Annotated in this window: 25 protein-coding genes and 1 tRNA gene; 11 read left to right on the forward strand and 15 right to left on the reverse strand. The window is 60.9% G+C overall.

Going from position 1 to position 25,023, the window contains the following annotated elements:
* Nucleotides 1-75: 75 nt before the first annotated feature.
* Nucleotides 76-1,074 carry a glutathione S-transferase family protein gene (locus tag IB267_RS09655; RefSeq protein WP_192447415.1) on the reverse strand — a complete coding sequence of 333 codons (999 nt, stop codon included), beginning with the start codon at nt 1,072-1,074 and terminating at the stop codon, nt 76-78.
* 180 nt (nt 1,075-1,254) lie between these two features.
* Here IB267_RS09655 and IB267_RS09660 point away from each other — a divergent pair, with 180 nt between their 5' ends.
* Both IB267_RS09660 and arsC read left to right on the forward strand, forming a co-directional pair.
* On the forward strand, nt 1,255-2,244 hold the full coding sequence (locus IB267_RS09660; RefSeq protein WP_192447416.1) for a glycerophosphodiester phosphodiesterase family protein: 990 nt from the start codon (nt 1,255-1,257) through the stop codon (nt 2,242-2,244).
* Nucleotides 2,245-2,346: 102 nt separating this feature from the next.
* A complete protein-coding gene (gene arsC, locus IB267_RS09665) occupies nt 2,347-2,775 on the forward strand; it encodes an arsenate reductase (glutaredoxin) (RefSeq protein ID WP_192447417.1) in 429 nt (142 codons plus the stop codon).
* 80 nt (nt 2,776-2,855) lie between these two features.
* Here arsC and era read toward each other — a convergent pair whose 3' ends face one another.
* The 8 genes from era to rpoZ form a co-directional block, all read right to left on the reverse strand.
* Nucleotides 2,856-3,785: a GTPase Era gene (gene era, locus IB267_RS09670; RefSeq protein WP_043616701.1), complete on the reverse strand. Its 930-nt coding sequence runs from the start codon at nt 3,783-3,785 to the stop codon at nt 2,856-2,858.
* Between the two features lie 8 nt (nt 3,786-3,793).
* Nucleotides 3,794-4,510, reverse strand: coding sequence for a ribonuclease III (gene rnc / locus IB267_RS09675; protein WP_156134075.1), 717 nt, complete (start codon nt 4,508-4,510; stop codon nt 3,794-3,796).
* A complete protein-coding gene (gene lepB / locus IB267_RS09680) occupies nt 4,510-5,253 on the reverse strand; it encodes a signal peptidase I (protein WP_192447418.1) in 744 nt (247 codons plus the stop codon). The genes rnc and lepB overlap by 1 nt, the downstream gene beginning before the upstream one ends.
* A 161-nt stretch (nt 5,254-5,414) precedes the next feature.
* Nucleotides 5,415-5,834, reverse strand: a complete 420-nt coding sequence (gene acpS, locus IB267_RS09685) for a holo-ACP synthase (RefSeq protein WP_192447419.1) — start codon at nt 5,832-5,834, stop codon at nt 5,415-5,417.
* On the reverse strand, nt 5,831-6,385 hold the full coding sequence (locus tag IB267_RS09690) for a DUF2062 domain-containing protein (RefSeq protein ID WP_192447420.1): 555 nt from the start codon (nt 6,383-6,385) through the stop codon (nt 5,831-5,833). The genes acpS and IB267_RS09690 overlap by 4 nt, the downstream gene beginning before the upstream one ends.
* Nucleotides 6,386-6,573: 188 nt before the next feature.
* Nucleotides 6,574-6,723 carry a DUF3563 family protein gene (locus IB267_RS09695; protein ID WP_065377015.1) on the reverse strand — a complete coding sequence of 50 codons (150 nt, stop codon included), beginning with the start codon at nt 6,721-6,723 and terminating at the stop codon, nt 6,574-6,576.
* A 164-nt stretch (nt 6,724-6,887) separates the two neighbouring features.
* Nucleotides 6,888-9,122 carry a bifunctional (p)ppGpp synthetase/guanosine-3',5'-bis(diphosphate) 3'-pyrophosphohydrolase gene (locus IB267_RS09700; protein WP_192447421.1) on the reverse strand — a complete coding sequence of 745 codons (2,235 nt, stop codon included), beginning with the start codon at nt 9,120-9,122 and terminating at the stop codon, nt 6,888-6,890.
* Between the two features lie 213 nt (nt 9,123-9,335).
* Nucleotides 9,336-9,743 carry a DNA-directed RNA polymerase subunit omega gene (gene rpoZ / locus IB267_RS09705; protein WP_034804144.1) on the reverse strand — a complete coding sequence of 136 codons (408 nt, stop codon included), beginning with the start codon at nt 9,741-9,743 and terminating at the stop codon, nt 9,336-9,338.
* 464 nt (nt 9,744-10,207) lie between these two features.
* Here rpoZ and IB267_RS09710 point away from each other — a divergent pair, with 464 nt between their 5' ends.
* Nucleotides 10,208-10,789 (forward strand): NYN domain-containing protein, encoded by a 582-nt coding sequence (locus tag IB267_RS09710; RefSeq protein ID WP_043616666.1) that lies wholly within the window; start codon nt 10,208-10,210, stop codon nt 10,787-10,789.
* Between the two features lie 185 nt (nt 10,790-10,974).
* Here IB267_RS09710 and smpB read toward each other — a convergent pair whose 3' ends face one another.
* Together smpB and dapA are read right to left on the reverse strand one after the other, a co-directional pair.
* Nucleotides 10,975-11,454 carry an SsrA-binding protein SmpB gene (gene smpB / locus IB267_RS09715; protein ID WP_043616668.1) on the reverse strand — a complete coding sequence of 160 codons (480 nt, stop codon included), beginning with the start codon at nt 11,452-11,454 and terminating at the stop codon, nt 10,975-10,977.
* The gene (dapA, locus tag IB267_RS09720) at nt 11,454-12,338 is read right to left on the reverse strand and encodes a 4-hydroxy-tetrahydrodipicolinate synthase (protein ID WP_192447422.1); all 885 of its coding nucleotides are present in this window, start codon (nt 12,336-12,338) and stop codon (nt 11,454-11,456) included. The genes smpB and dapA overlap by 1 nt, the downstream gene beginning before the upstream one ends.
* Before the next feature lie 292 nt (nt 12,339-12,630).
* On the opposite strand from dapA, the gene IB267_RS09725 reads away from it, so the two are divergent.
* The 3 genes from IB267_RS09725 to IB267_RS09735 all read left to right on the forward strand — a co-directional run bounded on the left by IB267_RS09725 (nt 12,631) and on the right by IB267_RS09735 (nt 16,398).
* Nucleotides 12,631-14,697 (forward strand): lytic transglycosylase domain-containing protein, encoded by a 2,067-nt coding sequence (locus IB267_RS09725; RefSeq protein WP_192447423.1) that lies wholly within the window; start codon nt 12,631-12,633, stop codon nt 14,695-14,697.
* 108 nt (nt 14,698-14,805) lie between these two features.
* A complete protein-coding gene (locus IB267_RS09730; RefSeq protein ID WP_192447424.1) occupies nt 14,806-15,339 on the forward strand; it encodes a BA14K family protein in 534 nt (177 codons plus the stop codon).
* Nucleotides 15,340-15,510: 171 nt separating this feature from the next.
* A complete protein-coding gene (locus IB267_RS09735; protein WP_192447425.1) occupies nt 15,511-16,398 on the forward strand; it encodes an alpha/beta fold hydrolase in 888 nt (295 codons plus the stop codon).
* 148 nt (nt 16,399-16,546) lie between these two features.
* On the opposite strand, the gene IB267_RS09740 is transcribed toward IB267_RS09735, so the two are convergent.
* The 3 genes from IB267_RS09740 to IB267_RS09750 all read right to left on the reverse strand — a co-directional run bounded on the left by IB267_RS09740 (nt 16,547) and on the right by IB267_RS09750 (nt 20,764).
* Entirely contained in the window at nt 16,547-17,605 is a 1,059-nt protein-coding gene (locus IB267_RS09740; protein WP_192447426.1) for a porin, read from the reverse strand.
* A 661-nt stretch (nt 17,606-18,266) separates the two neighbouring features.
* Nucleotides 18,267-18,356 (reverse strand) — tRNA-Ser (locus IB267_RS09745).
* 188 nt (nt 18,357-18,544) lie between these two features.
* Nucleotides 18,545-20,764: a caspase family protein gene (locus IB267_RS09750; RefSeq protein WP_192447427.1), complete on the reverse strand. Its 2,220-nt coding sequence runs from the start codon at nt 20,762-20,764 to the stop codon at nt 18,545-18,547.
* A 297-nt stretch (nt 20,765-21,061) separates the two neighbouring features.
* On the opposite strand from IB267_RS09750, the gene IB267_RS09755 reads away from it, so the two are divergent.
* From IB267_RS09755 to IB267_RS09765, 3 genes are all read left to right on the forward strand, one after another.
* Nucleotides 21,062-21,418 (forward strand): hypothetical protein, encoded by a 357-nt coding sequence (locus IB267_RS09755; protein ID WP_192447428.1) that lies wholly within the window; start codon nt 21,062-21,064, stop codon nt 21,416-21,418.
* Nucleotides 21,419-21,619: 201 nt separating this feature from the next.
* Complete coding sequence (locus tag IB267_RS09760) at nt 21,620-21,997, forward strand: PilZ domain-containing protein (protein ID WP_043611195.1); 378 nt, start codon at nt 21,620-21,622, stop codon at nt 21,995-21,997.
* 124 nt (nt 21,998-22,121) lie between these two features.
* Nucleotides 22,122-23,237, forward strand: a complete 1,116-nt coding sequence (locus IB267_RS09765) for a pyridoxal phosphate-dependent aminotransferase (RefSeq protein ID WP_192447429.1) — start codon at nt 22,122-22,124, stop codon at nt 23,235-23,237.
* A 51-nt stretch (nt 23,238-23,288) separates the two neighbouring features.
* On the opposite strand, the gene IB267_RS09770 is transcribed toward IB267_RS09765, so the two are convergent.
* On the reverse strand, nt 23,289-23,555 hold the full coding sequence (locus tag IB267_RS09770) for a sel1 repeat family protein (RefSeq protein WP_043611192.1): 267 nt from the start codon (nt 23,553-23,555) through the stop codon (nt 23,289-23,291).
* A gap of 594 nt (nt 23,556-24,149) precedes the next feature.
* On the opposite strand from IB267_RS09770, the gene IB267_RS09775 reads away from it, so the two are divergent.
* Nucleotides 24,150-24,491, forward strand: a complete 342-nt coding sequence (locus IB267_RS09775; protein WP_192447430.1) for a DUF2147 domain-containing protein — start codon at nt 24,150-24,152, stop codon at nt 24,489-24,491.
* A gap of 319 nt (nt 24,492-24,810) precedes the next feature.
* Nucleotides 24,811-24,984, forward strand: a complete 174-nt coding sequence (locus IB267_RS09780; RefSeq protein ID WP_192447431.1) for a hypothetical protein — start codon at nt 24,811-24,813, stop codon at nt 24,982-24,984.
* Nucleotides 24,985-25,023: the final 39 nt, after the last annotated feature.

Here is a 25,023-nt window from a genome sequence, read left to right on the forward strand (position 1 = left end):
GCTTCGATCGATTGGCAATGGGTTCTTTATGGCCCCTCATAAATTTGTTTCCTTAGCAAATGCTGAGAAACAAACCTAGATTTCAGCGACGCCTAGACCGGGCAGACGCGCGCGGTCATGGGGTCGGTCGAAATCGAGCAGCGGGCCTGCAGGCACGATGCGCGTCGGATTGATGTGGGCGATGCCGTAGTAGCCGCGCTTGATGTGGTCGATGCGCACGCTCTCGCGGATGCCTGGCCACTGGTAGATCTCGCGCAGATAGTTCGACAGCGCCGGAAAGTCCTCGATCCGGCGGATGTTGCATTTGAACGCCCCGTGATAGGCCGCGTCGAAGCGAACCAGGGTGACGAAGAGGCGGATGTCGGCCTCTGTCAGGTGCTCGCCGGCAAGATAACGGTTCTCCGCAAGGTGGGCCTCCAGTTCGTCGAGCATGCCGAACAGGCTTGCCACCGCCTCGTCATAGGCGCCTTGTGTTTTGGCGAAGCCGGAGCGATAGACGCCATTGTTGACACGCTCGTAGATCGGGCCGTTCCAGCGCTCGATCTCGGCGCGCAGGGCCTCGGGGTAGAAGTCGAGCCGGTTGCCGGTGAGCCCGTCGAAGGCCGAGTTCAGGATGCGGATGATATCGGCGGACTCGTTGTTGACGATGCGCCCTTCGCGCATGTCCCAGAGCACGGGAACAGAGACCTTCCCGGTATAGGTCGGGTCGCTCGCCACATAGAGTTCGTGATGGAAGCGGATCTTGCCGACGCGTGCACCGGCATCGACCGGTTCGTCATAGACCCAACCGTCTTCGCCGAGTTCCGGATTGGAAACCGTCAGACCGACAATGTCCTGCACGCCCTTGAGATTGCGGAAGGCGATCGTGCGCGAGGCCCAGGGGCAAAGATAGGAAACGAACAGGCGGTAGCGCCCGGCCTCGGCCGGCAAGGCTTCCTGTCCCTGCGGCCCCGGCCTGCCATCGGGCGTGATCCAGCGGTGAAACCGCGTCGGCTCGCGGTGGAACGCGCCGGCCTTCATCTCGCTCGCAGCAACGTCGCCCTTGACCCATTTTCCTTCGACGAGTTGCGGCATCTCACTTCTCCCGGATCGCACGTCAGTGACGGCTACCTCTCACGGCCCCCGGCTCACGGTCAATCGCGCGCGCGGGTGACACATTGTTCGCAATCCGCGACATGCACGCACGCGATACGTGCAAAGCAACATCGTCGCGCCACAATGTCGGGCAATCCCGATTCCCAGAGGAGAATCAGGATGAAGAAAGCGCTTGCCATTTTCGTGCTGTTTGTCGCGGTCGTGTGGTTGATGAACACATCGTTGTTCATCGCGCCGCCGGCGGGTACCGCAAAGCTGCTTGCCCACCGGGGCATGCATCAAACCTATCCGAAGGAGAATGTCGGCAGGGACACGTGTACGGCGACGATCATCAGGTCGCCGGAGCATCCCTATCTCGAAAACACGATTGCCTCGATGCAGGCGGCCTTCGACGCCGGCGCCGATGTCGTCGAACTCGACGTGCATCTGACGCCCGACAGACAGTTCGCCGTCTTCCACGACTGGACGCTCGATTGCCGGACAGAGGCCAAGGGTGTGACCGAGGAAACGCCGATGGCCACGCTGAAGTCTCTCGACATCGGCTACGGCTATACGGCCGATGGCGGCAAGACCTTCCCCTTCCGCGGCAAGGGCGTCGGCCAGATGCCGACGCTCGAGGAGGTGCTGGCCGCCCTGCCCGACCGCAAGTTCCTGATCAACTTCAAGAGCCGGCGCGCCGAAGAAGGCGCTGAACTCGCGACGCGCGTCGAGACGCAACCGCAATGGCGGGAGGCCGTTTTCGGCGTCTATGGCGGCGAGGAGCCGACCCGCGAGACGCTGAAACGCCTGGAGGGCATGCGCGGTTACGACCGGACGTCGACGAAGGCATGCCTGACGCACTACTTCGGCTACGGTTGGACCGGCATCGTCCCGGACGCGTGCAAGAACACCCTCGTCGCCGTGCCGGGAAACTATGCGCCGTTTCTCTGGGGCTGGCCCGACCGCTTTGCTGCGCGGATGAAGGCGGCCGGAAGCGAGATCATCCTGCTCGGCCCCTTTGACGGTGGCGACTCCACCACCGGCATCGACACGATGCAGGATCTGGAAATGGTACCGCCAGGGTTCTCCGGCTACATCTGGACCAACCGGATCGAGATGATCGGCCCGGCACTTGCAAAGCGGCAGGTCGCCGACGCCGGTACGAACTGACACGGGCGGCCGGCTTGCCTGCGGCGAGCTTCGACCCTATGGCTTTGAGCAACCGTCGACGCTGGCCGCAACGGCGGCCTCAATTCCGCGGAAGGCAAGCACATGAACGTCACGATCTACCACAACCCCGCCTGCGGCACCTCGCGCAACACGCTGGCGATGATCCGCAACGCCGGTATCGAGCCGACGGTGATCGAGTATCTGCAGGCGCCGCCGTCTCGGCAGGCGCTGGAAAAGATGATTGCCGATGCCAGCCTGACGGTGCGTGACGCTCTTCGCGAGAAAGGCACACCCTATGCGGAGCTTGGGCTCGGCGACCCCACGGTCAGCGACGAACGGCTGCTCGACGCGATGATGGCGCACCCGATCCTTATCAACCGCCCCTTCGTCGTCACCCCAATCGGCACACGACTCTGCCGCCCATCCGAACGGGTGCTCGACATCCTGCCCGACACGCACAAGGGTCCGTTCTCGAAGGAGGACGGCGAACCGGTTCTCGATGCGAATGGAAAGCGCATTTCAGGCGCTTGAGCCCACCTGGGCGGTGAGCGGCACGGCACCCGTTTCAACGGGTGCCGAAAAACATCACACCAGACGGTGTGCGCGCGGCCTTATCGCGGGAATTCCAGGCCCATTTCGCGGAAGCGCTCGGGGTCGTCGCCCCAGTTCTCGCGTACCTTGACGAACAGGAACAGGTGCACCGGCTGTTCGAGGATCTCGGAGATCTCCTTGCGCGATGCGGTCGAGATCGCCTTGATCGCGTCACCGCCCTTGCCAAGCGCAATCTTCTTCTGGCTCTCGCGCTCGACATAGATCACCTGCTCGATGCGCACCGAGCCGTCCTTGCGCTCTTCCCACTTCTCGGTCTCGACATGCGAGGCGTAGGGAAGCTCCTGATGCAGACGCAAAAAGAGCTTTTCGCGGGTGATTTCAGCGGCGAGCTGGCGCATCGGCAGATCGGAGATCTGGTCTTCCGGATAGTACCAGGGGCCTTCCGGCAGCGTCTCGGCCAAGTAATCCATCAGATCCTTGCAGCCCGAGCCGTTCAGCGCCGAGATCATGAAGGTGCGCTCGAACTTGATCGTCTCGTTGGCGGCAGCCGCCAGCTTCAAGAGGTCTTCGGGACGCACCTGGTCGATCTTGTTCAGCACCAGGATCTTCGGCTGGTGCACTTCCTTGAGCCCCTCGAGGATCGCTTCCGCATCGCCCTTCAGGCCGCGTTCGCTGTCGATCAAGAACATGATCACGTCCGCATCCTTGGCGCCGCCCCAGGCGGTCGTGACCATGGCGCGGTCGAGCCGGCGGCGTGGCTTGAAGATGCCGGGCGTGTCCATGAAAACGATCTGGGCGTTGTCATGAATGGCGATGCCACGCACGATCGCGCGCGTCGTCTGCACCTTGTGGCTGACGATCGAAACCTTGGCGCCGACGAGGCGGTTGACCAGGGTCGATTTGCCGGCGTTGGTCGCGCCGATCATCGCCACGAAGCCCGAGTGGGTCGGCGCGCCTTCGGCGGCCGTATCTTTTTCCATGTCCGTCATGTTTTCCGTCAATTTCCGGCGGAACTCTTCCGCCACACGCCTTCGCGTTCCAACAATTTCGTCGCGGCTACCTGCTCGGCTCCGCGCTTGGATCTGTCCGTTCCGGTCTCCGGCGCGACACCCGTGACTTCGACGGTTACCGTGAAGCGGGGGTCGTGGTCAGGGCCGGAACGCTCATCCGTCCGGTAGGCTGGCGCGATGCCGAACTTGGCATGCGCCCATTCCTGCAATTCGGTCTTTGCATCGCGGCGAGCCCCATCGGCGCGCACTGCGCGATCCTTCCAATGGCGCAGCACGAAGCCGCGGGCAGCTTCGAGACCGCCATCGAGATAGATGGCGGCGATCAGCGACTCTACCACATCCGCCCGTACATTCATCATCGCCTTGCCGGTTATCTTCTTGACGTCCGAGCCGGTGCGGATGAATTGGTGCAGCTCCAGGTCGTCGGCGACCTTGGCGCAGCTTTCGGCGCTGACGAGCTGGTTCAGCCGGACCGAAAGCTCGCCCTCATTGGCATCGCGAAAGGTCTGGAACAGAAGTTCCGCCACGCAAAGCCCGAGCACCCGGTCGCCCAGGAATTCGAGGCGCTGATAGTTCGAACCCTTGGCGCTTCGCGCGCTGGAATGGGTGAGCGCCCGGTCAAGGCGCTCCTTCTCCGCGAACTGATAGCCGATCACGGCCTCAAGCTTTACCCGATCCTCCGCGCCCAGCGACCGCGACTTCATCATTCGACCGCCTTGAACAGACGGTCGTAGCGCAGGTTCGTCGGCCACTTCCACACTTCGCGGAACGACGTGTCGTGACCCAGCGAGAAGAAGATCATGCTGGCGCGGCCGACGAGGTTTTCGGCAGGCACGAAGCCGACGTCGAAGCGGCTGTCGGCCGAGTTGTCGCGGTTGTCGCCCATCATGAAGTAATGGCCGGCGGGCACGATGAACTCGCGGGTGTTGTCGCCGCGTGCATCCGGGAACTGGTCAAGCGTGTCATAGGAGACGCCATTGTCCATTGTTTCGCGGAAAACCGGAACGTCAGCGCCGGTGTCGTACTGGTCGTCGGCGCGGAACCCGCCATCCGGCGTGCGCTCGACCGGCTTGTCGTTGATGTAGAGAATGCTGTTGCGCACCTGGATGCGGTCGCCGGGAAGGCCGACGAGACGCTTGATGTAGTCGATATCCGGGTTCGGCGGGAAGCGGAACACGACGATATCGCCGCGCTTCGGCTCACTTGCGAAGATGCGGCCGGAGAACAGGTCGGGCGAAAGCGGCAGCGAATACTTGGAGAAGCCGTAGGCGAACTTGTTGACGAAGATGTAGTCGCCAACCAGCAGCGTCGGCATCATCGAGCCGGACGGAATGGTGAAGGGCTGAAAGAGAACCGTACGGATGACCAAAGCCAGGAGCAATGCCTGGATGACGACCTTCACGTTCTCCCAGAGGCCGCTCTGCTTCGCTTCTGTCTTTTCTGCCACGCTACTGTGTTCCTTTATCATCGCAACGCCCGCGCGGGGGCTTGCTCTCAACTTTTGTCCCGACTCTCGGTCCGGCTTTGGACTGCGCGCAATCCCGGTCTCATATGCTGCAAACCGCCGCGCCTTCAATTGGTCAGGCCCGGTTTTTCCAGCGGAATGCTCTAAACCGTTCCCTCAATCGGGGCAACGGGCAGCGCCTCGATAATCACGAAGGCCTGGGCCAGGGGGAAATCGTCGGTAATCGTCAGATGGATGGCGGCGCGATGATGCGGCGGCAGCATCTGCTCCAGACGCGCTGCGGCACCTCCGGTCAGGTTCATCGTCGGCTTGCCGCCCGGCAAGTTGATGACGCCCATGTCTTTCCAGAAGACGCCTTGCGCGAGGCCCGTGCCAAGCGCCTTCGAACAGGCTTCCTTGGCGGCGAAGCGCTTGGCGTAAGATGCCGCGCGGTTCTTCCGCCCATCGGACTTGGCGATCTCGATCTCGGTGAAACAGCGCTGAACGAAGCGTTCGCCGAAGCGGGAAAGCGAGTTTTCGATCCGTCTGATATCGATCAGATCGCTGCCTATGCCTATGATCATGAAGAGGATCCAAGCTCTTTGGTGCGTGCCCGGCGGCGCTTTTGAAAGAGCCGGGCCGCCTGATAAGCCGCAATGTAGGAAAGAAGGGCACCGCCTGCCGCGAGCGGCAACGAGCCCACCAGCATCGGCTTGAACACCGGACCCCAAAGAGCCGGAAGGTCGAGGTGCTCGACCATTCGCATGACGTCGGCCGAGCTTGCGGCGTGCGCGCTCTCGACACCGAGGATCGCCGTCCCAAGTTCGTAGGACGCCGTCAGGATCATCGGGATCGTCACGGGATTGGCGAGCGCTGTCGTGATCGCGGCCGCGACGAGATTACCGGAGAACAGGAACGCGAGCGCAACGGCGATAATGATGTGCAGGCCGAAAAATGGCGTGAAGGACGAAGCGGCACCTGCCGCCACGCCGACGGCGATCGAATGCGGTGTCGATGAAAGGCGCAACACGCGCAGCGTCACATAGCGCAGGCCGCGCGCAAACCCTTTGCGCGGCCAAAGAATGGACCGCAGCCTTTCGGAAATCGTAACCGGTTTTCTGCGCCTGAATAACATTATGCCGTCATGACCGCGTCTTTAAGCCGTCAGCCGGCACAAGACCGCGCGTCCGCCTGTTTGCTGGCCGCAAGATAGGCGTCCTGCCTGTCGCTTGCAACCCGCCCAGGCGCCGCGCGCATGTCGCAGGCGAGCCATCCGGCGAACGCATGGCTCAGCATCCCGCCAGAAGACGGGACGCAGCGGGCTTAGTAGTTACGGAACAGGCCGCGATCGATCTGGCGCTGGCGGTACTCGAGGTCGATACGGTCGACCGAGCTATTGAGATAGGCGAGCTCGCGCTCTTCCTGAGTGGGGACGCGCAGAGCGCGGGTGATCTTCTTCAACTGATTAAACATGGCAAACCTCTTTGTTTACCTCCCGACCGAGAAGATAGTTTAGAGGTCCCTGTTCCACCAGAGACAGGAAATGGCGGCAGCCATGCGCCGTTGGCATGGCTTGCCGTTTCGTCAGCGCAGCCTGCCTGTTTTGCAGGCAATTGCGCAGGGCGCAGCCAGTCGCCTTATTCGAACAGGCGCTTCACCATGGACACGCTCGGCAATTCCTTGAGCTGCGTGATCAGGTGATTGAGCTGACGCAGGTCCCAGACCTCGAGGTCGAACTGCAGTTCGCTGAAGTCGGCAGCCACGCGCCCCATCGACAACGTCCGGATATTGACGTCGCTGGTGGCGATCGCCTGGGCCACCTCGGCAAGCGTCCCCGGCTCGTTCAGGGCGCTGATCGCGATGCGGGCGATGAAGCGGCTGCTGTTGGCCTCGTCCAGATCCCAGCGCACATCGATCCAGCGCTCCGGCTCGTCATCGAACTTCTGCAGGATCGGCGACTGGATCGGGTAGATGGTGATGCCCTTGTCCTTCTCCATGATGCCGACGATGCGGTCTCCGGGAATGGCCCCGGCCGGGCTGAAATGCACTTCGGCATTGCCCGAGAGACCACGGATCGGCAGGGCCTCCGGCCCTTCGGCCTGGGCAACGCCGTTCGCATCCTTGCCACGGCCCGGCAACTTGAACACCATGCCCGCGGCACTGCGCATGTTGAACCAGCCGTCGTCGGCGCTGGGCTTCACCGTGACCCGCTCGTCCTGATGATCCGGGAACACTGCGCGCAGCACGTCGAGCGAAGAAAGCTCGCCGCGACCGACGGAGGCGATGGCGTCCTCGACCTCCTTCTGGCCGAGCCGGTGCAGCGCCGGCTTCAGCGCCTCGCGCGAAAAGGTCTTGCCGGCGCGCTCGAAGGTGCGCTCCAGAATGCGATAGCCGAGGCCGGCATATTGCTTGCGGATGGCCGCACGCGTCGCGCGGCGGATCGCCGAGCGGGCCTTGCCGGTAACGACGATTTCTTCCCAGGCGGGCGGCGGCACCTGGATGCCCGAGCGGATGATCTCCACTTCGTCGCCATTGTTGAGGCGGGTGACCAGCGGCATGATACGGCCGTTGATCTTGGCGCCGACGCAGGTATCGCCGATATTGGTGTGGACGGCATAGGCAAAGTCGATCGGCGTCGCGCCGCGCGGCAGCGCGATCAACTGGCCCTTGGGCGTGAAGCAGAACACCTGGTCCTGGAACAGTTCGAGCTTGGTGTGCTCCAGGAACTCTTCCGGATTGTCGCCCTCCGCGAGCGATTCGATCGTGCGCCGGAGCCAGGAGTAAGCATTCGACGTCGGCGACAGGGCCGCATCTGCCGACGCACCCTCTTTCCCCTCCCCGTCCTTGTAGAGCGAATGGGCCGCGATACCGTATTCGGCGATGTCGTTCATGCGGCGCGTGCGGATCTGCAGCTCGATGCGCTGGCGGGACGGGCCGACGATGGTCGTGTGGATCGACTGGTAATCGTTCTGTTTCGGGGTGGAGATGTAGTCCTTGAAGCGGCCGGGAACGACGCGCCAGCGCGTATGGACGATACCGAGCGCGCGGTAGCAGGACGGGATATCATCGACGATGATACGGAAGCCCCAGACGTCGGACAGCTGTTCGAAGGACAGAGACTTCGACTGCATCTTGCGGAAGACCGAATAGGGCTTCTTCTGCCGACCCTTGACCTGTGCCGCCTTCAGGCCCTCCGCCTGAAGCAGTTCGCGAAGCTCGTCCTCGATCTTCTTGATCAGGCCCTCGTTGCGCTCGGACAATTCCTCCAGCCGCCGGGTGACCGTTTCGAACGCCTCGGGGTTGATATGGCGGAACGAAAGGTTTTCGAGTTCCTCGCGCATGTCCTGCATACCCATGCGGCCGGCGAGCGGCGCGTAGATATCCATGGTCTCTTCGGAGATGCGGGCGCGCTTCTCCGCTGACATGTGGTCGAGCGTGCGCATGTTGTGCAGCCGGTCGGCGAGCTTGACGAGCAGAACCCGCACATCGTCCGAAATGGCGAGCAGCAGCTTGCGCAGGTTTTCCGCCTGCTTGGCCTTCTTGGTCACGAGATCGAGCTTCTTGATCTTCGTCAGCCCCTCGACGAGCGCGCCGATATCCTCGCCGAAGAGATCGTCGATCTCCTGCCGCGTGGCCGTCGTGTCCTCGATCGTGTCGTGCAGAAGAGCAACGGCAATGGTCGACTCGTCGAGACGCATCTCCGTCAGGATCGCCGCCACCTCCAGGGGGTGGGATATATAGGGATCGCCGCTTGCCCGCTTCTGCTGGCCATGCTTCTGCATCGCATAGACGTAGGCCTTGTTGAGCAAGGCCTCATTGACGTCGGGCTTGTATTTCTGCACGCGCTCAACGAGCTCGTATTGGCGCATCATTCGCTGGCGATCCTCTAGATCATGATGATTTCAGGTCCCACCGACCTAAAATCATAAACGTGATCGTTCTCCTAATTTAGAGCGGGATGCAGGCGGAAAACCGCAAACACTTTCCATTTCCCGCTCTAGAAGAAATCAATAAAAAAGTGCGCCAATCATACGAGTGGCGCACTGCTTTGAAAACACGTGGGAACGGGCGTTCCGCGACGGATCTCAGTAGTCGTCGCTCTTTTCCGGCGGCACGAGACCTTCGATGCCGGCAAGCAGTTCTTCTTCCGACATGCGGTCGAAGGTGATGGCTTCCGGCTGATCTTCGTCCTCGGCGACTTCGGTAAAGGTCGTCTCGGCATCGGTCTGGAGCAGCGAAGCCGGATCGGGCTCGGGCTCGTCCACTTCAACATGCTTCTGCAGCGAGTGGATCAGGTCTTCCTTGAGGTCGCCAGGAGACAGGGTCTCATCTGCGATTTCGCGGAGTGCGACGACGGGGTTCTTGTCGTTGTCGCGGTCGATGGTGATGGCGGCGCCCTGAGAAATCAGGCGCGCGCGGTGGCTGGCAAGCAGAACGAGTTCGAAACGGTTATCGACCTTGTCGATGCAATCTTCGACGGTGACGCGGGCCATTGCCTGTCCTTTTGGGCTCGAAGCGCGGCGGCATCGCCGCTGCACGGATTGACAACACGAAACCGGAGCAGTCGCCTGACGGCGCCTCATCGGGTCCGATTTCTGGAATTAAGCGCCCGGATACAATCAAAACAAGGCAAGTTCAAGTTTTTCCTTCAAGGGACGCTCACGTAACGTCACACTTCGTGATAAAATGCGATGCGAATGAGCTGGAAACGTCGATCACACATTTAGGTTGCATCTTCAGATCAGGAATGAAGCCCCTGATGGAAAAGGCGACCCAGAGATGTGGACGATCTATAGCAACTGCTAAAACTAGCTATATTCGCGAGCGCGCGGCTGGAATAATGCAATACATAAGCTACATTATTTGCCATATCAGCAATTATTAATGTAATCGACTTACTTTTGCGCACCCGCCGGCAGGCGGCCTTTGATGCGCCGCTATTGAAAAAGGAAAGACGATGTTCGACCCCCGCGAAAAAATCGCACTCTTTATCGACGGCGCGAATCTTTACGCGGCATCGAAAAGCCTCGGCTTCGACATCGACTACCGTAAGCTCCTGAAAGCATTCCAGAAGCGCGGCTATCTGCTGCGCGCCTACTACTACACGGCCCTCATCGAGGATCAGGAATACTCTTCAATCCGCCCGCTCATCGATTGGCTAGACTATAACGGTTACAAGGTCGTGACGAAGCCGGCCAAGGAGTTCACCGACTCGCTCGGTCGCCGCAAGATCAAGGGCAATATGGATATCGAGCTGGCGATCGATGCCATGGAGCAGTCCGAAACTGTCGATCACCTCGTCATTTTCTCCGGCGACGGCGATTTCACCACGCTGGTGGAAGCGCTGCAGCGCAAGGGGCGTAAGGTTTCCGTCGTCTCGACGATGTCGACGCAACCGCCGATGATCGCCGACGACCTGCGCCGTCAGGCCGACCACTTTATCGATCTTGCAACGCTGCGTGCCGAAATCGGCCGCGAACCGTCCGAGCGCACCCCGCGCCACAACACCGAGCCGGTGGCCGATCCGGTCGAGATCTGAAGCGTTCATCCGAACGCAAGGCGCGCGATTGCCCGAGCGCCGTTCGAAACGCCCCGCATCAACGACGTCGATCGTTGAACTTCTCTCAAAAATCTCAAAATTGCCGGCAGGTTTTTCAGCGCGCGGTGGGTGACTGTCGCGTTGCACCGGCCGTCTTTGGCGGATGCAACGCAAAGGGATTTCTCTTAGCCGCGGTCCTTCAGAAGGCGGTTCTTCTGGCGGTTCCAGTCGCGTTCCTTCGACGTCTCGCGCTTGTCGTGCAGCTTCTTGCCTTTGCCCAGCGCCAGTTCCAGCTTGGCGCGGCCGCGATCGTTGAAGTAGATCTTCAGCGGGATCAGCGACATGCCTTCGCGGTTGACAGCACCCTGTAGCCGGTTGACCTCGCGCTTCGACAGAAGCAGTTTCCGCCGCCGCCGCGTTTCATGGTTGAAGCGGTTCGCCTGCAGATATTCCGGCAGATAGGAGTTGATCAGCCAGATCTCGCCGCCCTCGTCCGTCGCATAGGACTCGGCAATGTTGGCCTTGCCTTCGCGCAACGACTTGACCTCGGTGCCGGTCAAAACCAGACCGGCCTCGTAGGTATCGACGATCTCGTAGTTGAAGCGGGCCTTGCGGTTTTCCGCCACAACCTTGTTGACCGTGCGCTGGCTTCCTTTGGGTGCCATCAGTTCATCAATCCTGCGTGTCTGAGCGCTGCATCGATCGCAGCCTCGGTTGCCGGCTCGAGCGTCGGCAACAGCGGCGAGCGCACGGCGCGGCTCATGCGGCCGAGGCGGTTCAGCGCATACTTGGCGCCGCAGAGGCCCGGCTCCATGAAGATCGCCTTGTGCAGCGGCATCAGCTTGTCCTGATAGGCGAGCGCCTTGGCATAATCGCCGGCGAGCGTCGCCTGCTGGAACTCGGCGCAAAGACGCGGCGCGACGTTTGCCGTAACCGAAATGCAGCCGACCCCGCCATGGGCGTTGAAGCCGAGCGCGGTTGCATCTTCGCCCGAAAGCTGGACGAACTCCGGACCGCAGCCCATGCGCTGCTCGGAGACGCGCTCGATCTTGCCGGTGGCATCCTTAACGCCGATGATGTTGGCGTAAGCCTTGCTGAGCGCCGCCATGGTCTCGACGCTCATATCCACGACCGAGCGGCCAGGGATGTTGTAGATGACGATCGGCACCTTCACGCTTTCGGCGATTGCCGCATAGTGCGCGAAGAGACCCTTTTGCGTCGGCTTGTTGTAGTAGGGCGTGACGACGAGGATCGCGTCGGCGCCGGCCTTTTCAGCATGCTGCGCAAGTTCGATCGCTTCCGTCGTGTTGTTGGAGCCGGCGCCGGCAATAACCGGCACGCGCTTGGCGGCGGCCTCGATGCAGAGTTCGACGACCTTCTTGTGCTCGTCATGCGAGAGGGTCGGAGACTCGCCGGTGGTGCCGACCGGCACCAGGCCGTGGCTGCCTTCTTTTATCTGCCATTCCACATGCGCGACGAAACCATCCGCATCCACCGCGCCGGTGGCGGTGAACGGTGTTACGAGAGCGGGAATGGAACCCTTGAACATGCACAACTCCTGACGGCGTAAAAGCGAAGTCTGCACTCATGCTTTGGCCGTAATCGACGGTTAAAAAACTGCCGCACCATAATCATGTGACGTGGCTGCGGCAAGCGTTGTAACACGGCATTTCATACCGGTTTTCATGCAAAAGCTTGATGTTTGGCCCGCATAATCACGACCGCCCAACCAGGGCGAGAGCGGGTTTGGGGCAGTTGTTGTGATCGATACTGGCCGCCCGCCTCGTCATCGGGCAATCTGGCGGCGGACGAAGTTGGACACGGGGAACACGGGGTTCTTGATGCGCGGGTCAATATATCTGCCTGCCGCCGCCATCATCGGCGCGGCGCTTCTGGCAGCGTCGGCAGGCAGCGCAGAAACCCTCGATCGCGTACCGGTTCCGACACGCAAGCCCGTGCTTTCGGACAAGGCGATCCCCATTGCCACGAACGAAACCACGAATGCCATCGCGAAAACGGCCGGACCGGTCAGCAGCGATCTCAAGGCAGGGCTCGATGCTCTTTCCAACAAGCAGCCGGCCGCGGCGATTGCCGTGCGCGACGCCATGACCGAAGGCACGCTCGATCGGCACATCTTGACTTGGGCGATCGCCGTTTCCGGTCAGCGAGGCGTGCCTTCCTTCGAAATTGCCGACGCCCAACGGGAACTGCAGGGTTGGCCGGGGCTGAAATCCCTGCGCGCCAATTCCGAACGAGCGCTTTATCGAGAGAACCCGCCAGCGGCCGACGTGCTCGCGGCCTTCGGCAACACGCAGCCGGAAACGACCGAAGGCTCCCTCATTCTTGCCCGCGCGCTCGTCGCCACCGGAAAAGCCGATACGGCAGCCAAGAACCTGCGTGCGATCTGGCAGCGCGACACGCTCGACAAGGACATCGAAACCAAGATCCTCGACGAGTTTTCCAGCCTCCTGACCGCTGACAATCATCAGCGCCGCATGGTGATGCTTCTCTATCGCAACCGCGTCGAGCAGGCCGAACGGTTCGGCGACCTTGGAAAGGCACAATCGCTGTATCGCGCCTGGGCGGCAGTCAGCCGCGGCAGCGACAAGGCGATGGCCGTCATTGCAGCGGTTGATCCCGCCTGGCGCAAGGACCCAGCCTATCTCTTCATTCAGGTCGAGTACCTGCGCAAACAGAAGAAATACGAAGAAGCGGCGAAGCTCCTTGCGCGCATGCCCAAAGACAAGGGTGCCTTGGTCAACCCCGGCGAATGGTGGGTCGAGCAACGTGTCGTCAGCCGCGGGCTGCTCGACAGTGGCGACTTTCGAGGCGCCTACCGGATCGCCGCCAGCCATCTCGCGACCGAGGCGACCGATATCATCGACGCCGAGTTTCATGCCGGATGGTATGCCCTGCGCGGCATGGAGGACCCGGGAACCGCAGCGCGTCACTTCCGCCGCATTCTCGATGTGTCGAGCCGCCCCCTCTCCGCTTCGCGCGCATGGTACTGGCTTGGGCGCTCGGCCGAGGCGGGCGGACCGGGTGACGCCAACGAATATTTTGCAAATGCGGCCCGCTATCCCGGGACGTTCTACGGGCAACTCGCAGCCGCCCGGCTGGGTCGCAAGACGCTGAACGTCGCCTATCCGGCCCCGACGGCAGACGACCGATCGCGGTTCGAAAACCGCGAGGCGGTGCGCGCCATCACGCGGCTCGAAGGCACTGGCCACACCTGGCGCGCGGACAGCATCTACCGGGCGCTTGCCGACGAATTGACGAGCCCCGGCGAGCTGGCACTGCTTTCGGCCCGTGCGGAAAAAACCGGCAATCACCAGCTGTCGCTCCAGGTTGGCAAGATCGCCTTTGGGCGCGGGATCGATGTCGCAGCGCTCGCGTTTCCCGTCGGCGTGATCCCATCGAGCGCCAATATCGACGGCTCCGGCAAGGCGCTCGCCTATGCGATTGCGCGTCAGGAAAGCGCCTTCAACCCGGGCGCCATATCCACCGCAAACGCTCGCGGCCTGCTGCAGCTGATGCCGGGAACGGCCAAGGGCGTTGCCAGCCGATACGGCCTTGCCTATTCGCAGGATCGCCTGACCAGCGACGCGGGCTACAACGCCACGCTTGGCGCGCATTATCTCGGCGAACAGATCAGCAGTTTTGGCGGCTCCTACATCCTCACCTTCATTGCCTACAATGCCGGCCCGCGCCGCGTCCCGGAATGGCTCGACCGCTACGGCGACCCGCGCGGAAAACCGATTGACGAAGTCGTCGATTGGATCGAACGCATTCCGTTTCAAGAAACCCGCAACTACGTCCAGCGGGTGATGGAGAACTATCAGGTCTACAAGTCGAGGCTCGGGCAAAAAGCCGATATCGTCGAAGACCTGCGAATGGGCCGGCGATAGCCGGCCTAGCGGCGATCAAATAATTGTGATGAGCGCCGCGGGCACAAACCGTGCGCTCAACCATTTCCTTCCTAAGGCCAGTCTATTCCAAAGGAAATGGTGAACGTTATGAAGACCTTGACAATCGTCGCCCTTTCGCTGGCGACCACCTTGAGCAGTGTGCCACCCGCCGGCGCGTTCCCGAGCACTCCGCCGATCGTCTCCGGAACGTCCAACGTTCAACAGGTTCAGTTCTCTTACGAGCGCGGCGAAGAACGCAAGAGCCGATCCAGTTGCGCCGTTCCCTATTGTGAACTTCGCGCCCGACATGGCTATCGCGATCGGGATCGCGACTACCGCGACTATAATCGCAGCGGGTATTACCGCGACAGATATTACCGGGATCGATATCGCAGACACTATGACCACGACGACAACAACGTCGGGGCGGTGATCGGCGGCTTAGCCGCAGGCGCGATCATCGGCGGACTACTGAGCCAACCGCGATATTACAACAGCCCGAGATACTACAACGGACCAAGAGCCGTCAGCGGCAACGCGCATCAGCGCTGGTGCTATGCGCGCTACCGCTCCTATAGAGCCTGGGACAACAGCTATCAGCCCTATGGTGGCCCTCGGCGCCAATGCAGCTCGCCCTATTGAGCTCGGGAGTAACCGAGCAGACGACCGAAGCGGACAGGAGGTCCGCAACAGAAAGACGCGACAGTTGGCAGTCGCCAGCCAAGCTCGGGCCGCCGAACAGTTATGTCGGCCCGAGCAACTTGCCCTTCCCCTTCAAACGGTTAGGATTTCGCCTGATCGAGAGGGAGCAGCATGGATCAAGGTGTATTCAAGGAGCATTTCTTCCGCAGTTCCGACGGACATCTCCTTTACGCGCGAAGCTACGGACCTCCCCCCTCGCCATCCGCGGCAATACCGATCATCTGCCTGCCGGGCCTTACCCGCAACAGCCGGGACTTTCACCAACTCGCAAGTTTCCTCTCGACGTCAGGCGACTTTCCGGTCGTCGCACTGGACTACCGAGGGCGCGGAAACTCGGAGCGCGACAGCGACAAGAGCCACTACACGGTGGCCGTCGAAACGGGCGATGTGATAACGGCCTGTGCGCACTTCGCTGTCGAAAAGGCAATTTTTATCGGCACATCGCGTGGTGGCCTGATCCTCCACAACCTCATCGATCGTGCCCCGTCGTTGATTGCAGCCGCAGTGCTCAACGACATCGGGCCTGTGATCGAAATTGGTGGACTGCTTGCCATCCGGGATTATCTCAACTCGAACGATACCTCGACGAGCTGGCCGACAGCAGCCACCTATCTAAGGACGTTGCACGGCGCCGACTTTCCCGCCTTAAGCGACGGCGATTGGTCGGACATGGCCAAAGCGATTTATCGCGACGAAGACGGCATGCCGGTTCCCGATTTCGACCCGGCCATCGCGCTGTCCCTGCGCGGATTGACACACGAAACACCATTGCCCGACCTCTGGGTCCCCTTTGATGCCATGAGCCAGATCCCCTTGATGGTCGTCAGGGGAGAGCATTCGCGGCTTCTCTCGGAAAAGACGGTACGCGAAATGCGCCGGAGGCACGCCCGGATGGCGGACTTCACTGCTCCCGGCCAGGGACATGCACCGCTGCTTCATCTCGACGGCCCGCGGGAGGCGATCGCCGCATTTCTAAACGACATCGCGCGCTCGCGCTGACCCACGGAAGCCGGCCCCGACGCGGTCCATATTCCCTGATTCCTCAAGCACGATGTGCAAATTCAGGGGCAAACTCACGGCACCATACCAAACGAAAAAACCCGGCTCGAAAGCCGGGTTCCTCTCTTCTGACCGAAATCAAATGATCTTAGAAGTCGCGCTGCAGGCGGACGAAGCCAAATACCTGATCATCGCGGTTGTCAGCATCTTCGTACTGAACCGAAACGCGGGTCGCGAGGCCTTCGGTGATCTTGTAGTCGAGCGTAACGCCAGCGCGCCATGCGTCGTCGTTGCCGAAGTCTACGTCAGATACCGACAGGTTGTCGAAGTACTGTACGCCGGGAGTGATGGCGAGCCTGTCGGTCGCGTTGAAGCGGTACGACGCAGCAACGGTCCACTCGGAGCGAGCCCAGTAAGCGTTCGGGTTGGAAGCCCAGATACCTGCGAGCTGGAAGACGCCCGGGCCGAGGTCAGCCGAGAGCAGAGCGCGGATCGCGCCTTCTTCGTATTCAGAGTCGTAACCGCCGAGCAAATCGAAGGATACGCCGCCGAGCGAAGCCGAAACGATACCGGAAACGCCGATGCCGTTAGCCTTGGTCGAAGTGCCTTCGAGTTCGTCAACCGAGATACCAGCCTGGAACGAACCACCGTCATAGAGGTAGGCGATCGAGTTGAATTCGGTGTTGTTGCCGAGCGAGTCGGTTTCGCCGTTCAGGCCCTTATCCCACCAGTTGTAGAAGAAGCCTGCCTTGAGGCCGCCGAGCTGGATGTAGGCTTCATCAACGTCGATGAGGCTGTCGCCAGCATCGGTGTCGTTGTCGGCGTTGAACTCAGCAGCGAAGAAGCCGGTGAGCGTGCCGTACTCGGTGTCGCTCTTGGCGTCGAACGAGATGTAAGCGCGCGAGAACGAATCCCAGTCCGACGTGGACTGACCATCCGGGAAGCCGTCACCGTTGTTGTCACGCTCCTGGTTCCACTTGTTGTCGGCAGCGTCGCGACCGAAATCAGTCTGGAAACGGATGAAGCCGCCGATCTTGAGGCAGGTTTCGGTGCCCGGGATGTAGAAGTAGCCAGTGCCGAAAGCGTCGCAAACGCGAACGTATTCCATGGGCTCCGGCTCTGCTGCGACGATTGCGTCGGCTGCCTGAGCGCCGGAAACTGCTGCGAGAGCTGCAGCGGAGCCGAGAAGAAGGCTCTTGATGTTCATTTCTGACCTCCAGTCAAAAGTTTCAAACGGGTCTGGGTATTTTGCTGAAGGACAGCTTTCCCTGCCCCATCCCCAACGTTCAAGAAGTCGGACGATCAACCGCCCTTGCTTCCGGAGTTGAAAATACAAGACCGGATCACCGGCGCAACGTCCAACTGGCGAGTTCACCTCCTTTGCATCGCCCTTCGCCGAGCCCTGTTGCTGAAACGACACAAAATCGCCGCAGACCCCCGAAGAAAATTAACAAAGCATTAAGAAAACCCTTTGCTGACGGGGGGTTAGCATAAGGAAGGCAAGGGGCGCCTGTTTCAGAAAGAGGCAGAAACCCGCCTAAAACAGGGGAAAAGCTGGACGCGAACTTCGATTCAGATGAACCGCAGAATGCCTAAAACAGCATTCGCTCCAAAAAAGCGCTTCGTGAAGAAAGGATAGAGGCCCGAGGAATCGACAGAATCAACGCAGAGATTCGCGAAACGCCCTGCACAAGTGATTCTGGACGCTGTGAACGCCAGCACCGCGCAGCATCAAGAATGCGCAGGCGACTATAGCGAACTGCCGCCACGACCAATGAACCACGACGAGTGAAATTCTACGAGAGATAGCCGAAACCATATGCTCGCTCGAAGGGTGGAGTGCAAAGGATATGGACTGCTTGGGATGATGGCGGAGAAGAAGGGATTCGAACCCTCGATACCGTTTCCGGTATACTCCCTTAGCAGGGGAGCGCCTTCGACCACTCGGCCACCTCTCCGTTAGCGCCTGACTAGTGTCACTCAGCGGCCAATGCAAGATTTTTTTGTCGGTTTCCGGGAAAACCTCGCATTTTCGTGTGGGCCGATTGGCAAGTCCGGCCGCACCGCGTTGTGTTCGCCCTCATCTTGCCGGGCAGGGCCTGTGTACGCAGCGATGTGATTCCGTGTCGGCGCAGTCGTCTGCTCCTTACGATTTGCGCGCGAGCCGTTCGATTGCCTGTTGAGTCGCGGCACCAAACTCGCCGTCCACCGGGCCACCATAATACCCACGGTCCTTCAAGAGGCTCTGCATTTCCTTGCGGAAGGCCGGCGTGAAGTTGTTGGGCTGGTTCTTCAGTTCATCGAGCTTGGCCGGATCCCCACCCTCGACGCTGGCCGCCGCCCAGCGAACCGCCTCCTTGGCGTCCGCCTTGGTGCCGAGACCATAATCATAAAGGCGACTGAGGTTGCCCATGGCATAGGCGCTGCCGGCGTTGGCCGCCATCTCATACCAGGTGCGCGCCTGCGCATAGTCCTGCGCGACACCATTGCCGATATCGTAGAACCAGCCGAGCAGCGCCATGGAATAGGAATCGCCCACATTGGCCGCCTTCTCGTACCAGACCTTGGCATCCGGGTAGCTCTGTTCGGTCCCCAGCCCGTTCTGATAGGCCCAGCCGAGCGACGACATCGCGTTGGCGTCGCCACTTTCGGCTGCCTTCTTGTACCAGGCGAGCGATTGTCCGAGGTCTTTCGGTAACCCAAGGCCTTCGCGATAGAACCAGCCCATCGTCGCCATGGCATTGGCGTAGCCCTGATTGGCGGCCAGTTCATACCACCGGGCGGCTTCCGCATAGTCCTGTGCGATGCCACCATAGCCCTCGCGATAGAGCCAGCCGAGCGAAGCCTGCCCATAAGCATTGCCGGCGCGGGCCGCCTGGTCGAACATGCGCTTGCCCTCGTCGACATCTACCGGCCCATCGGTCCCGTAGACCGAAAACCAGGCGAGATTGGTCAAGGCATACATGTTGCCGCCGTCGGCGGCCTTGCGATAGTTGCGCCGCGCCTCGACATAGTTGCGCCCGGCGTCCTGCGCGCGACCCAACATATTGACGAGCATCATATCGTCAGGGTTCTCGTTGACGGCCTGAGCGCAGGCAGTGAGCGCCCGCTCGGCATCGAGTTTCAGGAAATTGACCCCGAGGAAACCGGGCATCGACTGGGGCTCGCCAGCAAGCAGATAGCAATCGCGCGAAGCCTGGGTGTCCTTGCCGGTCGGCGAGACGTTGAGGCCCTTCTGCGGCTCAAGGGCTGCAATCTGCTGCTCGGCCTCTGACTTGTGTTTGCTGTCAGGGTAGCGCTCGATGAAGCGCGTCAGCGCCGCCGCATCGGTCGACTGCTTCAAGGCTTCCCAAGCAATCTCGTCCGGCGTCACGCTCGATGTCTGCTCGGCTTCGCTCAAGAGCTTCAGCTTCTTTTCGGCGAGCATCTTATAAACAGGGTCCGAGCCATGCTTGGCCAGGAAAGCGGTCAGCAGGTCCTTGTCGGCGAGATCACGGATGTTCTGCCAGTCGGCAGCCGCTTCCGATTGGCTGTTCGGCGACAGCTGTCCGCCATTGTTGGTGACGGTGATGTTCACTTCTTTGATGTTGAGAAAGATCTGGGCGCCACCGAGCGAGCCGTAGACGAACGGCTCCTGGCCGCGATTGGTCACCGACACCACCTCGTCGCGCACCTTGCCGAGCGCAATGCGGACATCGACGCCCGGCTCCGTCAGATATTTGGCGAGTGCCGTGGCGAAGGGGCTGTTCTTGCCCTCCCCGTCGAGCGCAACCGTGCCGGCCTTGGAAGCAAACGCAACGAGAAGATCGGCCGATTCGGGCTCGACGCGCGCCAGTCCACGCGAAACGGCCCTGGTAGAGATCGAGCGCGTCATGCTCTGCTCGAAGGGATTGTTGCGACAGGCGTCGAGAATCACAAGCTTGAGCTTGGTTGCGCCTTCGAGCGAACGCTGAACCCGGTCGAGGTCGATCGCCTCGTCCTCGACATCCTTGTCAGTCTTCAGTTGCACGTCGACGGGAAGCAGGAAGTTCTCGCCGTTCATCTCCATGCCATGGCCGGAATAATAGACGATCGCAACCTCGGCACCGGTCGCGAGATCCTCGAACTCGCGCAGCGCCTTGACCATGTCCTGGCGACCGACGTCGTGCACGGTCGTCACCGAATCAAATCCGGCGTCCTCGAAGGAAGCCTTCATCAGCTCGACGTCGTTGGCGGGATTGTTCAGCGGCGACGTCGCTGCATATTTCTCATTGCCGATCAGCAGCGCGACGCGCTTTGCCGCCCACGCTCCGGCGGGCATCGACACGAACAGCGCCACACAGATGATCGAAAGCGGCAGCCACCGCCGCGAAAGCCCCAAGGCCATGCTATTCCCTCCGGCACCGGCCATCGTTTTCCGCCTTGCCCAGCTTCAACGACAGACGACGCCTCGCCCGATTACCCTCGGAAGCTACCATCGGCGCTCCCGGTCTTGCCTGACGAAAGTATTACGTATGAGGTTGGGGCTTTCAATGTCGGCGCACGCCATATTTTAGCGATGACGTCTGCCGATGGCACAAGGTCGAAGCAAGTCGGCATGCTTAGCTCAATCATGGTGGCGAAACGGCGAGGCCGCCAAGAGCACCACAGATCCGCCGAGGGCTGCGCTGATACGGAGCTTGCAATGTCGATGAAAATGCATGTCGCCGAGGGGAAGCCCGGCCAGCTCGCCACGACCCATCAGCATTATTTCATCGAGCGGCCGTGCCGGATCCTCGTCATCGGCCAGCACCTGAAGGCCAAGACCAAGTACCAATGCCTGCTGCGCCATATCTCGGTTGCCGGCGCGATGCTGGATTTCAACGCGACGATCCTGATACCGAAACACTTTTTCCTCGAGATAGAGGGGTTCAAAGAGGAAATCGGGTGTTCGCAGGTCCATCGCGAGGGCACGGAACTCGGGGTGCGGTTCAACATGCTGCTTTCGCCCGACTTCCTGAGACGCCTGATCCGCATCCAGTTTTCCAGCGGCGGCCTTTGATCCCTTCGATCCAGACAAGCCCCGACATTAGATTTTTAGTGATCGATTTCAGGGGATTGCAAGTTTCTTCTGCAAAACTGATTCTAGCATCGGTGGAAATTGCCCACCGACATGATGTGGGACAAATGAATTGTCCGGGGTCTTGGCATGCGGTCAGGGGTTGATCGCGCCGTCCGACCCGGCACTGGCGGAGACAGACGCATGCAGAACCAGACGATGTATTCCTGCGTCCCCTCGCCTTTTTACGAGCGGCGCTACGAGCGTTTCTCCATCGGCCATGCGGGCACGTTGACTGCCGTGCAGCCGGGGCTCGGAAGCGTCTCGGTCCGCTCCTGCCGGATGATCGACATATCGCGCGGCGGCGCCAGCTTTGCCGTCGACACCAATATCGGCCTGCCGCAACATTATTATCTGCACATCGTCGGCACCTCGCTTCGGATCGGCTGCGCCGAGGTCTATCGCAATGGCGAGCGCATCGGCGTGCAGTTCATCAAGCCGATCGAGCAGACCTTGCTGCGCGAAATCATCCGACAGGAATTCTTCACCGGGCAAGTGAAGAACGCCAAGCCGCGGCGATAGGCCGACGCCGACTGCAAGGCAAAAGGCCGCGGATTCCGTCAGCTTTTCTTTCGGCAGCGATTCCGCTTTGACGAAGCATGCGATAAGTTCCGTTACGTCATTCGAACGGGGCCTTATCTTCAGCATGTCCGCATTCTCTCGCTTCACGCCGCTCATCCAATCCCTTCCATCCACCATCCCCTTTGTCGGGCCGGAGGCGATCGAACGCCAGCGCGGGCGCGCGATCGCGGCGCGCATAGGCGCCAATGAAAGCGGCTTCGGTCCGGCCGAGAGCGTGCTTTCGGCGATGCGGCAAGCGGCGAGCGAAACCTGGAAGTATGCCGACCCTGAGAATCACGATCTGAAACAGGCGCTCGCAGCCCATCTCGGAACCAGTCCGGCCAATCTCGCGATCGGCGAAGGCATCGACGGGCTGCTCGGCCAGATCGTCCGCATGGTGATCGAGCCGGGCATGCCGGTCGTGACCTCGCTTGGCGCCTACCCCACCTTCAATTACCACGTCGTCGGCCATGGCGGCCGGCTCGTCACCGTGCCCTATGCGAGCGACCGGGAAGACCTCGCCGGGTTGCTGGCAGCTGTGAAGCAGGAAAACGCGCCGCTCGTTTATTTCGCCAATCCCGACAATCCCATGGGAAGCTGGTGGTCGGCCGAACGCATTGTTGAATTTGCTAGGGCTTTGCCCGAGACGACGCTCTTCATTCTGGATGAAGCCTATTGCGAAACCGCGCCGGCCGATGCGCTGCCGCCGATCGACTCCCTGATCGACATGCCGAACGTGGTGCGCACGCGCACGTTCTCGAAGGCCTACGGGCTTGCGGGTTCGCGCGTCGGCTATGTAATCAGCACGCCGGGCACAGCTCAGGCTTTCGACAAGATCCGCAACCATTTCGGCATGAACCGGATCGGTGTCGCCGCGGCGATCGCAGCGCTTGCGGACCAGGTGTATCTGAAGGAAGTGACGGCCAAGATTGCAGAGTCGCGGCAGCGTATCGCCGCCATCGCCACGCAAAATGGCCTTGCGCCGCTCGTCTCGGCCACCAACTTCGTGGCTGTCGATTGCGGCCGGGACGCGGTCTATGCCCGCGCGATCGTCGATACCTTGATGAGCGACCATGGCATCTTCATAAGGATGCCCGGGGTCGCGCCGCTCAATCGCTGCATCCGGATAAGCACCGGACCGGAGACGGAGATGGCCCTGCTCGAAGCGGCCATGCCCGCGGTTTTGAAGAAACTCGCCTGACGCCTTTTCTCGAGGCCCAGCTTGCGGCGCCGTCGGGCGCCGCCCGTCCGATCAGTGAACCGTCATCCATTCGCGAGCGGCGCGCAGCGCTGCTGCGAGATCCGGCTTGCTCATCGTCATCGCCAGGTCGGCGCGCAGATCGACGGCGCGGTCGCAACCCTTGATCGCCGCGATGTTCAGCCACTTGTGGGCGGCGACCAGATCGACCGGGCGTCCGTGGCCGGTCGCATAGGCCAGGCCCATATCGCAAAAGGTTTCCGCTTGGTTGTCACCACCCATCGCGGCATCCGAAGCAATCTGCATATCAAAGCGTGCCATTGTCGTGTCCCTGTCTTGCCTGGTTGGTTTTTTCCGAAGCGGCCCGCCCGTTTGGGGCGGACCATGCTCCAGATCAGCACTTGTTTTGGTCCCTGTTCGACCTTGCCTCTTTGCGGGCCTTTCCGAAGCGCGCCGTCTTTTTGCGGTGTCGTCCTCGGTGGTTTTTCGGAGCGTTTCGTTCCGCTCGTCTTATGGCTTCACTATGCCTGACGGGCTTCAATGGGCGCTTAAAATGCATGCTTAATTTGCGACAAACAAAGTTCAAACGCTTGGTAAACTTGAGTTTTTGTTAAACATCGGAAGGCCTGAAATTCGGCGCATTCGCCTCAAAATTTACGAAAAATTCAATCGACGATTTCAACCAAACGCTAACCACGAAAAGATCGGCGCCCGCGAAGCCCGCGCAATTCCTTGCGCAAGAAGCGCTCAAAACCGTCCAGGAAAAAGCGGCGAAAGCCGCGATTCGACTTGTTTACCTTTACGTGCGCGTAAGCTATCTTGCCCGCGGCGGTGAGGAGACTGCCTTTCATACGAGGACATCTAGGGCTGTCGGCGGAGCGGACCACGCCGGCAAGCTCGATCTGGAGGACACGAATGCTACGCACATTGCTCATCGCCGCGACGCTGGCTCTCGGCATTGCGGGAACGGCCACGGCAGCGGAACCGATCTTAGGCAACTGGAAGACGGCGAGCGGCGCCACGGCGGAAATCGCCCCTTGCGGCGGCGCCTTCTGCATCACGCTGAAGACAGGCAAGCACGCCGGCAAGCGCATCGGCAATCTTGCGGGCGCCGACGGCAGCTATTCGGGCGAAATCACCGATCCGGATACCGACAAGACCTATAGCGGTTCCGGCGCGGTTAACGGCAAATCGCTGAAGATGAAGGGCTGCGTGCTGAAGGTGCTGTGCAAATCGCAGACCTGGACCCGTCTCTAATAAAATAGAGCGCGCGGCAGAAATCGCAGTCATGATGAAGACGATGAAAGGGTAGCCGATGGCTGCCCTTTTTTCATGCGCGCAAAGGGCCAACCGAGCAGCTTTTCGCCTGCGCCTTCAATGGGTGTTTTGAAATGGCCCGAGCCTACGCCGCCCGTTTCTCCCGGGCACCGGCGCCGGGGTCGGCCACCTCTTGGTTCCATGGACGTTCAACCGAAGATGAACGCCAGATGAACGGACATCTCAGCATCAATTCAGTTTGGGTATGCGAAAACACACTCAATCGATTTGAACCTGCCTCCAAACAACGGACAGAACCATGGATATCCTCGCTCGGCGCCTCACCATCATCAGCCTTCTGATGGTCGTTTTCGCTGTCTCTCTTGCCGCCGCGGTCAGCGCTGACACCGAACGTCGCCGCAGCAATACCTATCTCGGTTCGCTGACCGATTGCACCGCTCACACGGCACAGTACTGCCAGGCCAAGCTCTAACGCAGCCAGGCGGGCTAAGTTCCAGAGCCGCAACTGAAA

Origin of the sequence: Ensifer sp. ENS09 (genome assembly GCF_014852425.1) — a bacterium.
Classification (GTDB): Bacteria; Pseudomonadota; Alphaproteobacteria; order Rhizobiales; family Rhizobiaceae; genus Ensifer.